This is a genomic window from Homoserinimonas aerilata, assembly GCF_006716125.1.
In the GTDB taxonomy this organism is placed as follows: domain Bacteria; phylum Actinomycetota; class Actinomycetes; order Actinomycetales; family Microbacteriaceae; genus Homoserinimonas; species Homoserinimonas aerilata.
This window is the reverse complement of the sequence record NZ_VFOM01000002.1, coordinates 168,988-181,568: the sequence shown is the minus strand read 5'-3', so window position 1 is coordinate 181,568 and position 12,581 is coordinate 168,988. Positions and strand designations below refer to the sequence as shown.

At 64.3% G+C, this 12,581-nt stretch carries 15 protein-coding genes and 1 tRNA gene; 5 read left to right on the top strand and 11 right to left on the bottom strand.

The window, feature by feature from the left end:
- Positions 1-17: 17 nt before the first annotated feature.
- Positions 18-806 carry an isocitrate lyase/PEP mutase family protein gene (locus tag FB562_RS11095; RefSeq protein WP_246081465.1) on the top strand — a complete coding sequence of 263 codons (789 nt, stop codon included), beginning with the start codon at positions 18-20 and terminating at the stop codon, positions 804-806.
- A 67-nt stretch (positions 807-873) separates the two neighbouring features.
- On the top strand, positions 874-1,305 hold the full coding sequence (locus tag FB562_RS11090; protein WP_141881365.1) for a helix-turn-helix domain-containing protein: 432 nt from the start codon (positions 874-876) through the stop codon (positions 1,303-1,305).
- Positions 1,306-1,365: 60 nt separating this feature from the next.
- On the opposite strand, the gene FB562_RS11085 is transcribed toward FB562_RS11090, so the two are convergent.
- The 6 genes from FB562_RS11085 to FB562_RS11065 are packed head-to-tail and all read right to left on the bottom strand — an operon-like array spanning position 1,366 to position 6,255.
- On the bottom strand, positions 1,366-2,229 hold the full coding sequence (locus FB562_RS11085; protein ID WP_185740555.1) for a prenyltransferase: 864 nt from the start codon (positions 2,227-2,229) through the stop codon (positions 1,366-1,368).
- A complete protein-coding gene (locus FB562_RS11080) occupies positions 2,216-2,527 on the bottom strand; it encodes a lycopene cyclase domain-containing protein (protein WP_246081464.1) in 312 nt (103 codons plus the stop codon). The genes FB562_RS11085 and FB562_RS11080 overlap by 14 nt, the downstream gene beginning before the upstream one ends.
- Complete coding sequence (locus FB562_RS11075) at positions 2,524-2,862, bottom strand: lycopene cyclase domain-containing protein (RefSeq protein WP_141881364.1); 339 nt, start codon at positions 2,860-2,862, stop codon at positions 2,524-2,526. Before FB562_RS11075 ends, FB562_RS11080 begins: the two co-directional genes overlap by 4 nt.
- Positions 2,862-4,376, bottom strand: coding sequence for a phytoene desaturase family protein (crtI, locus tag FB562_RS13675; protein ID WP_185740554.1), 1,515 nt, complete (start codon positions 4,374-4,376; stop codon positions 2,862-2,864). Before crtI ends, FB562_RS11075 begins: the two co-directional genes overlap by 1 nt.
- The gene (locus tag FB562_RS13670; RefSeq protein WP_185740553.1) at positions 4,373-5,239 is read right to left on the bottom strand and encodes a phytoene/squalene synthase family protein; all 867 of its coding nucleotides are present in this window, start codon (positions 5,237-5,239) and stop codon (positions 4,373-4,375) included. The genes crtI and FB562_RS13670 overlap by 4 nt, the downstream gene beginning before the upstream one ends.
- The gene (locus FB562_RS11065; protein ID WP_281284324.1) at positions 5,236-6,255 is read right to left on the bottom strand and encodes a polyprenyl synthetase family protein; all 1,020 of its coding nucleotides are present in this window, start codon (positions 6,253-6,255) and stop codon (positions 5,236-5,238) included. Before FB562_RS11065 ends, FB562_RS13670 begins: the two co-directional genes overlap by 4 nt.
- A gap of 67 nt (positions 6,256-6,322) precedes the next feature.
- Here FB562_RS11065 and idi point away from each other — a divergent pair, with 67 nt between their 5' ends.
- Positions 6,323-6,859 (top strand): isopentenyl-diphosphate Delta-isomerase, encoded by a 537-nt coding sequence (gene idi / locus FB562_RS11060; protein WP_141881362.1) that lies wholly within the window; start codon positions 6,323-6,325, stop codon positions 6,857-6,859.
- Positions 6,860-6,882: 23 nt separating this feature from the next.
- On the opposite strand, the gene FB562_RS11055 is transcribed toward idi, so the two are convergent.
- Positions 6,883-7,356: a MarR family winged helix-turn-helix transcriptional regulator gene (locus tag FB562_RS11055; RefSeq protein ID WP_141881361.1), complete on the bottom strand. Its 474-nt coding sequence runs from the start codon at positions 7,354-7,356 to the stop codon at positions 6,883-6,885.
- Positions 7,357-7,422: 66 nt separating this feature from the next.
- Here FB562_RS11055 and FB562_RS11050 point away from each other — a divergent pair, with 66 nt between their 5' ends.
- Positions 7,423-9,495 (top strand): MMPL family transporter, encoded by a 2,073-nt coding sequence (locus FB562_RS11050; RefSeq protein ID WP_141881360.1) that lies wholly within the window; start codon positions 7,423-7,425, stop codon positions 9,493-9,495.
- Between the two features lie 30 nt (positions 9,496-9,525).
- Here the strand turns inward: FB562_RS11050 and dcd are convergent, their stop codons facing one another.
- Entirely contained in the window at positions 9,526-10,131 is a 606-nt protein-coding gene (gene dcd / locus FB562_RS11045; protein WP_141881359.1) for a dCTP deaminase, read from the bottom strand.
- Between the two features lie 102 nt (positions 10,132-10,233).
- Between dcd and FB562_RS11040 the strand changes: the two genes are divergently transcribed.
- Positions 10,234-10,304, top strand: a tRNA-Gly gene (locus FB562_RS11040).
- Positions 10,305-10,368: 64 nt separating this feature from the next.
- Here the strand turns inward: FB562_RS11040 and FB562_RS11035 are convergent.
- Genes FB562_RS11035 through FB562_RS11025 form a run of 3 tightly spaced genes read right to left on the bottom strand, consistent with a single transcriptional unit; the run spans position 10,369 to position 12,447 of the window.
- Positions 10,369-11,523: a tyrosine-type recombinase/integrase gene (locus tag FB562_RS11035; protein ID WP_185740552.1), complete on the bottom strand. Its 1,155-nt coding sequence runs from the start codon at positions 11,521-11,523 to the stop codon at positions 10,369-10,371.
- A 2-nt stretch (positions 11,524-11,525) separates the two neighbouring features.
- The gene (locus tag FB562_RS11030; RefSeq protein WP_185740551.1) at positions 11,526-11,906 is read right to left on the bottom strand and encodes an ImmA/IrrE family metallo-endopeptidase; all 381 of its coding nucleotides are present in this window, start codon (positions 11,904-11,906) and stop codon (positions 11,526-11,528) included.
- Positions 11,878-12,447 carry a helix-turn-helix domain-containing protein gene (locus FB562_RS11025; RefSeq protein WP_141881356.1) on the bottom strand — a complete coding sequence of 190 codons (570 nt, stop codon included), beginning with the start codon at positions 12,445-12,447 and terminating at the stop codon, positions 11,878-11,880. The genes FB562_RS11030 and FB562_RS11025 overlap by 29 nt, the downstream gene beginning before the upstream one ends.
- Between the last annotated feature and the right edge of the window lie 134 nt (positions 12,448-12,581).

Below are 12,581 nucleotides of genomic sequence, written 5' to 3'. Positions count from 1 at the left end.
TGACAGAGGGTGGGAGCATGACCAACACTGCTGCAAAGGCCGAACTGCTCAACTCGCTGCACATCCCGGGCGAGCCGCTCATCGTCAGTAACGTGTGGGATGCCGTCACCGCGCGCATCGTCTCCGAAGCGCCCGGGGTGAAGGCCCTCGCCACCGCGAGCCACTCCATCTCCTTCGCGCACGGGGTGCCCGACGGTGAAGGCCTCACCGTCGACCAGGCCCTTGCCGCCGCGAAGATCATCATCGATGCCACCGAGCTGCCCGTCTCCGTCGACTTCGAGAAGGGCTACGCACCGGGTGCTGCCGGCATAGAAGAGAACGTGACCCGCCTCATTGAGGTGGGAGCCGCCGGGCTCAACATCGAAGACAGTGTGGGCGCGCCCAAGGCGCCACAGTTCGAGGTCGACGTGGCCGCCTCGCGGGTTGCCGCGGTGCGTGCGGCCGCCGACCGCGCGGGGGTTCCGCTCGTCATCAACGCGCGCGTTGACACTCTCGCCGGCGGGGGCGAATGGCGCGAGGCCGTCACCCGCGCCAACGCCTACCTCGCAGCTGGCGCAGACGTCATCTTCTTCCTCGGGCTCGGCGACGAAGACAAGGTCAAGCGCGCCCTCGACGAGGTCAACGGCCGCATCTCCGTGATCTCGAACCCGAAATCTGTGCCGCTCAAGCGGCTCGCAGAACTCGGCGTCTCCCGCGTCAGCTTCGGGCCGGGAACCCTCGGGCTCACCCTCTCGCACCTTCAAGCGGCGGCGACCCAGCTCACCGCGCTGGGAGACTACCCGGCAGAGCTCGGATTCACATACTGACGAGCACACTGCGGGGGTGCTGCACGCGGGGGTTGTCGCGGCGGGGGCACATGCGTAGGGTCAAGACATGGCTGAACGACCGATCGGCTACTGGCTCAAGTTAGTCGACAGGCTCATCGACGAGCGATTCGCCGCGATCCTCGAAGAGCACGGCGTCACGCGCCGACAGTGGCAACTTCTCGGAATCATCACCACCGAGGGGACCCCCGTCGACCTGCTCGACAGCGCCATCGCCCCCTTCCTACCCTCCGACGGCTCAGAAACATCCGCGGACCATCTCGACGAGCTCATCGAGAGCGACTGGCTCGACTTCGACGGCGAACTGTACAAGCTCACCGAACGCGGTCAGCAGGCCTTCGGACGGTTGAGCACCGTCGTGGGAGAGCTGCGTGGGGCCGTCGGTGACGGCGTCAGCGAAGACGACTACACGACCACACTCGCCACGCTGGAACTGATGGCGCGAAACCTCGGCTACACCAACTCCGCAGACACCAACTGAGCGGCACCGCCCGCAGGCACACCCGGTAGGCGCACCCGGTAACCTGCCGCCGGAGAAGGCTCAGCCGAACGACCACCATGCGATCAGCAGCATCGTCACGACGAAACCGCTGAAGAAGTTGAGCCACAGAAAGCGACGCCAGCCCCGGTTCGCCGTCTCGGAATCATCATCCGCCACATTCCAGAACGGAATGACGGCGAGGATGTAGGGCACCGCGAGAACAGCCGCGAGCAGCGCCGGCCACCCGGCAAACAGGAGAAGAACACCGGATGCGGCATACGCGACAGTGGCGATGCGGACGGTCGCGCGGCCACCAAAGACGGTCGCGATCGACGCGATTCCGCCCTCCCGGTCGGCCACAATGTCTTGAACGGCGCCGAAGGCGTGACTCGCAACACCCCACACGAAGAACGCGCCGAGGATGGCGACCAGCTGCGGCGTCACGTGTGCGCCAGCCAACACGAGGGCGTAGATGGCGGGTGAGACGAAGTGGGTGCTCGAGGTGAGCGAATCGAGCACCGGTCGCTCTTTGAAGCGCAGTCCGGGCGCGGAGTAGGCGTAGACGGCGAACATGCTGACGGCGAGAACAACCCACGACGCCGGGTTGCCCACGAGCACCAGGTAGACGATGAACGGCACCGTCGTGACGGCGGCCGCCCACAGGGTGACCCTGTGCATCCGCGGTTCGAGGAGTGCACCCTCGACGCCACCCTTGCGCGGGTTGGCGAGGTCTGACTCGTAGTCGAAGACATCATTGATGCCGTACATCGCCAGGTTGTAGGGGATGAGAAAGAAGAGGGTTCCGAGCACGAGGGTCAGATCGATCTCACGCGTTGTCGTGAGGTACGCGGCCGCAAACGGGAATGCCGTGTTGACCCAGCTGAGGGGGCGCGAGGAGACGAGAAGAGCTCTAAGCGTCGACACCGCGGGGCCTTTCGAGTAGCCGCCAGAGGCAGGGTAGAAGAATGACAGCAGCGATCGCGTACGCAAAATCTTCGAGCGGTGCGAGGCCGATGAACTGGCCCGAGATGCGATCTGGGTTGTAGCCGAACAGGCCGATGGCGATCATCACATTGTCGAAGACCGCCGTCATGATGAGCACCGCGGCCGCCGTGATGCCCACCGCTCGCCAGCGCGGCGCACGACGAACACCGACGGCCGCGGCCACGACGATGAGCACAACGCCCAGAAATGCGAAGTTGAGCATCCAGTAATCCATCATGCGGTGCCCCTCCCCGCCCGGGGGCGCCCAGCGTCGCGATGGGTGAGGGCCCCGTAGGCGTTCATGCTGAGGTAGCACAGCAGGGCGAGGAAGAAGGGTTCCTCGAGCGGCAGCTCGGGGGCGAGCAGGATGCCTGTCATGAAGTCGGTTTCGCCGCGAAAGAAGATGTCGAGACCGATTCCGAAGAGATCCCACACGATGAAGAACACCAGACCGGATGCGAGCACGATCGTCGCTCGACGACGATCGCGCCAGAAGAACAGGCCGAACCGTCGATCGAGCAGCACCATGCAGCCGAGTGACGTGAGCAGCGCGCCAAGGTAGATCAGGCCCATCAACGCGCATCCCGCGGCTCGGGCAGCGGGCCCGTCGACACGTCGCCGCGGAGGCGTTTGACGACAAGCTCGGCACTGATGAGACACATGGGAAGCCCGATGCCGGGGATGCTGGAGGAACCAGCGTAGAGGAGCCCCTTCACGCGGCGGCTCACATTTCCGGCGCGAAAGAATGCGCTCTGACGCAGAGTGTGTGCCGGCCCGAGGGCGGAACCCTTCCACGCGTTGAGGCCGCTTTCGAAGTCGCCGGGGCCGACGACGCGACGCACGACGATGCGCTCGGCGAGGTCGGGAATCGCTGCCCAGTCGGAGATCTGCGCAATGACCTCGTCGGCGAGCGCCTCCAGGCCGTCGAGGCCGGGGTCGGCGGGCACAGGGACGAGTACGAACACGTTCTCGTGGCCGTCGGGGGCGACATCAGGGTCGACGCCGCTGGGTTTGCAGATGTACAGGCTGGGTATTTCTGGCATGCGGGTGGGCTTGTCGAAGATGGCACCGAAGTTGTTGCGCCAGTCGCTCGCGAACAGCAGGGTGTGGTGTTCGAGCTGGGGGAGTTCACCCTTCACCCCCAGATACAGCAGGAGGGCGCCAGGGCCGGCGACGCGTGAGTCCCAATATTTCTGCGGGTATGTCTGGTGCTGCGGTTCGAGCATCCGCGTTTCTGTGTGGTGCAGGTCTGCGGTGGAGACGACGAGGTCGGCGTCGATTCGCTCCCCACTCTCAAGCTCGACCCCGACGGCTGTGCCGTCGGCGACAAGGATTCGGGCGACGGGTGCGGATGTTCGCACCGTCACCCCCGCGTCGATGGCCAGTTGCGCGATGCGCTCGATGAGGCCTGTGAAGCCGCCCATCGGGTAGTAGACACCGTCAGTGAGGTCGAGGTGACTCATGAGGTGATACATGCTGGGGGTGAGATACGGTGACGATCCGAGGAACACGGCCGGGTAGCCGAGTATCTGCCGCAGTCGCGGATCTTGAACGGTGCGGGATGCGAACGAGTCGAGCGTCTGCAGCAGCAGTCGCACCAGCTTGGGGCTGCGTCGGAGGACATCGCCGCGCAGCAGTGGGGTGAACGATTCGAACGTCGAGTACAGGAACCGCCGCTTCGCCATTTCGTAGGTTTCGGCGGCGGAGTCAAGGTAGCGGGCCATCCGGGCGCCGGAGCCGGGCTCGATCGAGTCGAACAGCGCCAGGTTCGCCTCTCTACCCACCTGCACCTCGATGGGGTCGCGGTGCCCCTCGAAGTAGACGCGGTACCCGGGGTCGAGTTTGACGAGCTCGAGTTGCTCTTGCGCCGAGGTGCCCATGAGTGTGAAGAAGTGGTCGAAAACTTCGGGCATCAGGTACCAGGAGGGGCCCGTGTCAAAACGGAAACCATCCTGCTCCCACACGCCGGCACGGCCGCCGACGCTTTCCTGCTTTTCGAGAAGGGTCACCCGGTGCCCCTCGCGGGCGAGGAGGCCCGCCGTGGCGAGCCCCGAGATTCCGCCACCGATCACAACCGTGTGGGTCATGCCTGCGGCATCCTTCCGGCGAGTGACGCTGCCGCCAGTCGCAGCTTCACGGCCGTGGGAACACTCACTCGTGCGGTGAGGATGTGGTCTGCCGGAGTGTCGCGCAGCCGGCGGGCAAGTTCCGCGAAAAGGCAGTGGGCGAGGGCGACGGCGCGGCGGCTGCGGCGCGGTAGCAACGGCAGCGACGCACGGGAGATGCGAAGCTCGGCGTCGATGTCGTCGAGGATGAGCAGCTTCTGCTCTTCGTCGAACTTCGCAATGTCGACGTGCGGAAAGTAGCTGCGACCGAGTGTCTCGTAGTCGTCCGCGAGGTCGCGAAGAAAGTTGACCTTCTGAAACGCGGCGCCCAGGGCGCGCGCTCCACGCTCGAGCTGATCGTGCTGCTGAGGCGTGCGGTCGTGCCCGTAAAGGAACACGCGCAGGCACATGAGCCCTATGACCTCCGCCGAACCGTAGACGTAGCGTTCGAAGCTGTCGTCGTCATGCACCGTTTGCGTCAGGTCGGCGCGCATGGAGGCGAAGAACGGTTCGGTCAGCTCGCGACCGAAACCGACCTTTCGGGCGGTTGTGGCGCAGGCGTGCACGATCGGGTTGGTGCTGAATCCGAGCTCGAATGCCTGCACCGTCTGCGCTTCAAGCTCGTCGAGGCTCTGCGCCGCGTCTTCTCTGCTGAGGCCCGCATCCTCTGAAACACCATCGACGACCTCATCGGCGACACGCACGAGCGCATAGATGTTGGCGATGTCGCGCCGCACTGGAGCATCGAGCAAGCCGGAGGCCAGACCGAACGAGGTCGAATACTGCCGGATGACGACCGCCGCCGCCGCCTCAGAAACGCTCGTATAGAGGTCGAGTCGACTCATCTGCCTCTCCTCAGAACGGTCTCGATGACGGGCTCCAAACCTGCACGCAGTGCCTCAGGCATTTCGGCACGGGCGAGCACGTTCCGCGCCCGCTGCACATGCTCGGCAAGCAGAGCTTCAGCATAGGCTCGCGCACCACTCTGATCGAGCTTCGCCCGAAGACCATCGGCTTCGAGGTCGGAGAGTGTCGGCGAGCCGAACAGGGGGACCATCTCACGCCAGATTTCTGTGGACGCGGCGTGCGCGACCAGTACGGTGCGTTTGCCTTCGCGCAGATCACTCGTGGTCGATTTGCCGGTCTCCTCCGCGTCGCCAAACACTCCGAGGAGGTCGTCGACGATCTGGTAAGCGGTGCCCAGTTCGCGTCCGAAGTCTTCGAGCGAGGCGACAACGGCATCCGACGCGCCGGCCATGACAGCGCCAGCCATGAGGGGGCCCTCAAATGAGTACACCGCCGTCTTCAGGCGCGCCATGGTGAGGATACTGTCAACAGTCGGGATGCTGATGGCCCCCGAATAGTCGAGGTCGAGCAGTTCGCCGGCCGCACTCGCGAACAGCGCGTCGTCCATCAGGTCGAGGACGCGACGGCGACGGCGACCTGTTACGCCGCTGCGGTCGATGAGCCGGTACGAATAGAACAGCGCAAGGTCACCGGCCACGACGGCAGCGCTCAGGCCACGGTGCTCGGCCTCGTGCTGAGGGGCACCTGCGGCGAGCGCTCGATCGCGATAGGTTCCCGAGATGTTCGGCAGGCCCCGTCGCACGAAGTCACGGTCGATGACGTCATCGTGCACGATGAGGGCGGTGTGCAGGAGCTCGAATGCGGCCCCCACCCAGGCGACCGCCTCATCATCAACGCCGCCGAGACCGTCGTACGCAGTGAAAACCATCCTCGGCCGGAACAGTTTGCCGCCCGTGGTGCTGTGGCGCAGTTGTCGCCACAGCTCAACATATTGAGGTCCGTGCTGATGCGCGCGCCGCCCCGAAGAGGAGAAAAACTCGTCGAGCACGCGCATGACCCGCTCGTCTCTGCGCGATTCCTTTGGGGCCGGGCCCGCATCCCCATGGGGCAGACTACTGCTCATGGAACTCTCCGAACTTGTTGTTCTGCTCTCTGACGACGGCAAGCCGATCGGCACCGCCCCCAAGTCGAGCGTTCATAGCTCGGAGACTCCGCTGCATTTGGCGTTCTCGTGCCACCTTTTCAACGAGGCCGGCGAGGTGTTGGTCACCCGTCGCGCACTCAGCAAGGCCACCTGGCCGGGGGTGTGGACCAACAGTTTCTGCGGTCATCCGGGTGTCGACGAGTCGTTCGAAGACACCATCACGCGTCGTGCCGTGCGCGAACTCGGGGCCACGGTCACCGCAATCGAACCGATTCTGCCGGACTTTCGTTACCGCGCCGTGGACGCATCCGGAGTCGTCGAAAACGAGGTGTGCCCGGTGTTCCGCGCGACCCTGGTCGGAGAGGTGAACCCCTCTGAGGATGAGGTCGGGGAGTTTGCCTGGGTTCAGCCGACGGCCCTGGCCACCGCCGTCAAGGCGACGCCCTTTGCCTTCAGCCCGTGGCTGGTCATGCAACTGGCGCAGTGGCCAGGCGCCACGGAGGGAGCGCACTGACGCTGCGCTGACGAGACAGAACCTCACGACGAATCTCCTGCGGGAATGCTGCTTCGGTACACGTCGATGACGCGACGCAGGTAGCGGGTTATCGTGTCCTTCTCTGTCTCGTCGAACTCGCCAATGATCTCGTCGATGCCCGTGATCATCGGCATAAGAGTGCTCATGGCCTTCGCCACAGACTCTTTCGCGGGCACCACAACAACCCCGCGCCGGTCGGTGGGGTGCGCAGCTCTGCTCACGTGACCCACCTTGGCGAGCCGGTCAACCACGACCGTCGCAGCGGCGGTGCTGATTTGGAGCCGGCGTGCGATCTCGGTGGGGCTCAGTGGCCCACTCATGATCAGATGCTGCATCGCCTGAAGGTCTGTGGGGTTGACGGTGAGCTCCCGGCCCATATACCTCTCGAACTCGTCACCGAGTGACGTGAATTCACGGAGCAGACGGGTGCTCTCGTGCACAGGAACCTGCGGGCCCTCCGCACGATTGTTAGTCATGATTTATATCTTACATGTAAGGTAGCTAACGCTTCTAATAATCCACTTGCCTAGTAAAGGACGACCATGGGCCCCCTCCGCAACGTCATCACCGGACGGCGCACGTCATGGATCGTGCTCGTCGTCGCCCTCGCCGCAGCACTCGCACTGCTGCTCTTCGGCGGCAAAGCCACAGAGGACGCCCCCGGCAACGGCCTCCCCGACAGTGCCGAATCCGCCGAGGTCGCCGCCCTCCAGGAGAAGCTCCCCGGCGCCGACACGACGGCCGCCCTCATCGTCTTCTCCCGTGACGGCGCCACGCTCAGTGAGGCCGACGTCACCGCAATCAACGAACGCCAGAAGGCTCTCACCCCTCTCGCCACATCCGACTTCTTGCCGCCCGCTCAGATCTCGGATGACGGCACCACGGCGCTCGTCATCGTGCCGCTTAAGACACTCAATGACGTTCCGGTGCAGGCCGAACGGGCCACCGACATCCGCACCACCGCGAACGAAGACCTCCCTGACGGGCTGACCGCGCTTCTCACCGGGCCTGAGGGTTTCGCCGTCGACATTGCCGCCGTGTTCAAGGGCGCCAACTTCACCCTGCTGCTCACCACGGTCGGTGTGGTCGCGGTGCTCCTGATCGTCACCTACCGCAGCCCGTGGTTGTGGCTAGTTCCGCTCGCGGTCGTCGGAATGGCCGACGCCGTAGCCGGGGTTGTGGCCCGCAATGTGGCAGCCCTCGTCGGCATTCCCATCGACGCGTCAATCACCGGCATCCTCTCGGTGCTCGTTTTCGGCGCAGGGACCAACTACGCCCTTCTGCTCATCGCCCGGTACCGCGACGAACTGCGCATCCACGAAGACCGCCGCACGGCCATGAGTTTTGCCCTCCGCGGCGCGGGGCCCGCGATCATTGCCAGCGGTTCGACCGTCGTGCTCAGCCTGCTCACCCTGCTGTTTGCCGAACTTGGCGGCAACCGGGCGCTCGGTTTGGCGTGCGCTGCGGGCATCGTCGTCGCCATGATCTTCGCACTCGTCGTGCTCCCTGCCGCTCTCGTTTTGTTCGGTCGCGGCCTGTTCTGGCCTTACATTCCCCGTTTCAACTCTGAGGATCGCCTCGCGAAGGGGTTCTGGCACAAGCTCGGTACTCTCGTCTCCCGTAAACCTCTCGCCGTCGCCATCGTCGGTCTTCTACTGCTCGGCGGGCTCGCCGCGGCCGTACCGCAGGTGCAGGTTGGTCTGTCGCAGACCGAGAAGTTCACCGCCACCCCCGAGTCGGTCACCGGCCAGGAGATTCTGGCTGACGCTTTCTCGGCAGGTAGCGGCTCACCGGCCGTCGTCATCGCCAACAGTGACCAGGCACAGGATGTTGCGGATGCCGCATCCAGCGTTGCCGGGGTCACCTCGGCGACCGTCGGCGACAGCGACGGGAGCATCACACAGATCAGCGTTTCGCTGAATGCTGCCGCCGAAACGGATGAGGCTTACGACACCATCCGGGCGCTGCGAGACAAGGTGCACAACGTCTCCGGGGCGGATGCGCTCGTCGGTGGTGTGGACGCACAGAGTCTTGATTCGGCGACCGCTCAGGAGCGTGACCAAGATTTGGTGATCCCGCTCATCCTTGCCCTGGTCTTTTTGGTGTTGGTGCTTCTGTTGCGCTCTGTGGTGGCGCCGATCATCTTGCTGCTCACCGTTGTCGCATCATTCTTTGCGAGTGTGGGGGCGAGCTGGCTGCTGTTCCAGTCGGTGTTCGGTTTCTCTGCCCTCGACAACTCTGTTCTGCTTTTCAGTTTCCTGTTCCTGGTGGCGCTCGGGGTCGACTACAACATCTTCTTGGTGACGCGGGCCAAGGAGGAGGCCGAACATTTGGGTACCCGGCCGGGAATGATCCGGGCACTGTCGGCCACCGGCGGTGTCATCACGAGCGCCGGCATCCTCCTTGCAGCGGTTTTCGCCGTGCTCGGCGTTCTGCCGCTCATAACGCTCACCCAGATCGGCATCATCGTCTGCGTCGGCGTTCTTATCGACACTCTCCTGGTGCGCACCGTCATTGTGCCGGCGCTCACCTTCACGTTGGGCGACTGGTTCTGGTGGCCGCGGCACCGGCGCAACCGCGTTCGCGACGCCGAGCCGGCGAAGCACGCAGCGTAGGGGCGCTACAAAGGTTGCCCCGGATGCCGGTCAGGCGCCGGGGCGGCCCGCGTCGGTCACCGAGACGTCGGTGCGGTGGAAGTTCAGGTGCGAACGCGACGCCGTCGGCCCGCGCTGCCCCAGGTAGCGGGAGAAGGTCGCGCCAGAACCGTACGGCTTCTCGGCCGGCGAGGTGAGCCTGAAGAAGCACAGCTGCCCGATCTTCATGCCCGGCCACAACTTGATCGGCAGTGTCGCCACATTGCTCAACTCCAGCGTGACATGACCGGAGAAACCCGGGTCGACGAAGCCGGCCGTGGAATGCGTGAGCAGGCCGAGGCGACCCAGCGAGCTCTTGCCCTCGAGGCGCGCAGCAACATCGTCGGGCAGCGTGACCTGCTCGTAGGTGGAACCGAGCACGAACTCGCCCGGGTGCAGGATGAACGCCTGATCCGGGTCGACCTCGACCAGGTGGGTGAGCTCCGGCTGATCCTCCGCCGGGTCGATGAACGGGTACTTGTGGTTGTCGAACAACCGAAAGTAGCGGTCGAGGCGCACATCGATACTCGACGGCTGCACCATCTCCGGGTCATACGGGTCAAGGCCGATGCGGCCTGAGGCGAGTCCTGCGGTGATGTCGCGATCAGAGAGCAGCATGGTGACGAGACTAGTAGACGGATGCGCCGGCTCGGTTCCCGCCCGGGGGAGGTGTCGGTAGTATGGTCAGGTTCGTTGCGCCCACAAGGTGTTGACGGATGCGCGGATGTAGTTCAATGGCAGAACTTCAGCTTCCCAAGCTGATAGCGCGGGTTCGATTCCCGTCATCCGCTCTCATCAGGGATTTCCGCGCGATCCGCTCCGCCCGAAGTCACCGAAACGCGCGCGATCCGCTACTTACTCGGGGTTTTCAGCGAAGGCAGCCAGATGCTCTGAGTGGTCGGGGAGCACCACGGCCGCGCCCGGCGCGTAGCTCCTCCGCGTGATCTTGGGATCAGCATGCCCAAGCTGCCCCTGCGCCGCCTCGATACCGATCTCGACGTCGAGATGATGAGCCACCGCCTTGCGCGTCGACTTCGGAGTAGTCCACTCGACATCCGTGCCCTTGACCGCAACAGCCCACGACTGCCGAAAGTTCTCGGGCCACCGAAGCTTGCCCGTCGATGAGGGGAACACCCAATTGCCATAGGCATTGATGCGACGTCGCACGAGCATGTCGATCGCGAAAGCCGGTAGTTTCAGCCGACGAACGTCGCGCTCCTTGGTGTGCGGCTGTCGCGTCACTCCGACGCCGGCGATGCGCACGACCGTTGCCTGGATGGTGACGACCCAGTTTTCGAGGTCGATGTCTTTCTCCCAGTCGAGCGCGAGCACTTCGCCGGGCCGGGCGCCGGTCGCGAGGAGCATGTCGCAGATGTCGGCGATGTCGTGCTCGGCGCCATTGCGCGCCGCGGGCAGCGCGTCATAGGCAGCCATGGCCTTGCGGAGCGCGTGCACGTCCGCAAGGCTGGGCGCTCGGGGATCTGCGGCGTCGGGGCGCGCCGGCAATAGCAGTGATGACGCTGGGTTGTCGATGTCGGGGATCATTCGTACGGCGTGCGTGAAGATGCCGCGGAGGACTACGCCGAGCATCCGCGCTTGTTCGTCTCCCGAGTTCTCTGCGACGCGGTCGATGAGTCTCTGAAGTCGTGGCACAGTCGCCTCGCGGATACGCACGGCGCCGACATGTTCGTTGATGTGCGCGCGGATGGTGGACGCGTAGCGGGCCTTCGTCGCAGTCGACCGCTTGGACTTGTCGAGCTCTGCCATCCACTCCTCAGCGAGCACTTGCAGCGTGGTCTCGCGCGTGAGATATTCCGTCGTCGGCGTGAGTCGCTTCTTGAGTGCCTCGATCAGCTTTCGCTCTGCGTCGGCTGGCGTCTTCCCCTGGCGCTGCATGGGCCGGGTGCGGCCGTCTGAGTCTCGGTAGTAGGCGACCGCGGTGTCCTTGCCGCCGACCGTCGTGCGGCGGATCTTGCCCCACGTCTCGAGGACGAGTGGCGGCCTAGCCATGCTCATGCCGCATTGCGATCGAGAAGCGCGCGCTCGATGAGGTCAGCGGATACTCCGAGATGGTGGCACCAGTCCCCTGGGTCGGGGCTGATGAGCGCGGCGTGTTCGAGCGCCCCAGGTGCGACGAGCTTTCGCACTGCCCACCTATCGGCGCGGAGTTCATTACGCGGGGTGGATTCCTGATGGCCGAGACAGACGTGCCCCATCTCGTGCGCGAGCACCGACCGCTCGACGATCTTCCGCATGCGTGGCTGCAGGATGATCGTCCGATACTCCGGCAGCCACAACCCGTTTGCTGTGCGCAACCGCTGATACTCGATCCTGACGCCGATCTGGTCGGCGTGCTCATGCGGGTCATACGTCGTCCCCAGCTTGATCTCCATCGATCTCCCCCGGTGTGATGTTCCGCGGTTCGTTCGCCGCGTGCTTTGTTGTGGCTTCCGATCCCCGCTCACGGGCATCCTCTATGTCGCGTACGACATTCGACAGGCTGCCCCATGCGGGCAGCGTCTTGATGGGATGGACGCCCTCGCGTTCGTGAGCCCGCCGGAGAATCTCGCCTATCAGAATCGAATCAGGAAATTCTGCCAAGGCACGCTGCGCCGAAGCGGGCGGCACGTAGTTGTCGATCGATGCCTGCGCCGCAATGAGGCGCCGGGAGTGGTCTTGGTCGATCTCATCGGACTCAAAGCCAGCGGCACGCAGCGCAGACGAGTGCGAGACATTCAGGGTATTCGCAACGACGATGGCGTTTCTGTAGGACGGGCTTTCTTTGCCACTGAGCCATTTGCTGGCGCGATCGCGCTTGACGGTGCCATGCGAGTTGTTCACGAGGTCGGCTTGGCGCCACCTCTTCGAATCGAGCATCTCTTGGAGCCATTCGGCCCAGATCTCGGCACGGTTTTCGTTGTTCGTCTCTTCCACGCATTCAGTGTTGCGCATACGCAACGAAAGGTCAACTAAAAACTATGTTGCGCGCACCAGACGATGTATGTATGGTTATCGCAACACCCTGTATCGCCCACCAGACAAAGGAAAGTTCATGCTACTTATCAGCC

Excerpts from the sequence above, each read along its gene's own strand:
- FB562_RS11095 (WP_246081465.1), top strand. The coding sequence starts at position 18 with ATGACCAACACTGCTGCAAAGGCCGAACTGCTCAACTCGCTGCACATC.
- FB562_RS11090 (WP_141881365.1), top strand. The coding sequence starts at position 874 with ATGGCTGAACGACCGATCGGCTACTGGCTCAAGTTAGTCGACAGGCTC.
- FB562_RS11080 (WP_246081464.1), bottom strand. The coding sequence starts at position 2,527 with ATGATGGATTACTGGATGCTCAACTTCGCATTTCTGGGCGTTGTGCTC.
- FB562_RS11075 (WP_141881364.1), bottom strand. The coding sequence starts at position 2,862 with ATGGGCCTGATCTACCTTGGCGCGCTGCTCACGTCACTCGGCTGCATG.
- crtI (WP_185740554.1), bottom strand. The coding sequence starts at position 4,376 with ATGACCCACACGGTTGTGATCGGTGGCGGAATCTCGGGGCTCGCCACG.
- FB562_RS13670 (WP_185740553.1), bottom strand. The coding sequence starts at position 5,239 with ATGAGTCGACTCGACCTCTATACGAGCGTTTCTGAGGCGGCGGCGGCG.
- FB562_RS11065 (WP_281284324.1), bottom strand. The coding sequence starts at position 6,255 with ATGCGCGTGCTCGACGAGTTTTTCTCCTCTTCGGGGCGGCGCGCGCAT.
- idi (WP_141881362.1), top strand. The coding sequence starts at position 6,323 with ATGGAACTCTCCGAACTTGTTGTTCTGCTCTCTGACGACGGCAAGCCG.
- FB562_RS11055 (WP_141881361.1), bottom strand. The coding sequence starts at position 7,356 with ATGACTAACAATCGTGCGGAGGGCCCGCAGGTTCCTGTGCACGAGAGC.
- FB562_RS11050 (WP_141881360.1), top strand. The coding sequence starts at position 7,423 with ATGGGCCCCCTCCGCAACGTCATCACCGGACGGCGCACGTCATGGATC.
- dcd (WP_141881359.1), bottom strand. The coding sequence starts at position 10,131 with ATGCTGCTCTCTGATCGCGACATCACCGCAGGACTCGCCTCAGGCCGC.
- FB562_RS11035 (WP_185740552.1), bottom strand. The coding sequence starts at position 11,523 with ATGGCTAGGCCGCCACTCGTCCTCGAGACGTGGGGCAAGATCCGCCGC.
- FB562_RS11030 (WP_185740551.1), bottom strand. The coding sequence starts at position 11,906 with ATGGAGATCAAGCTGGGGACGACGTATGACCCGCATGAGCACGCCGAC.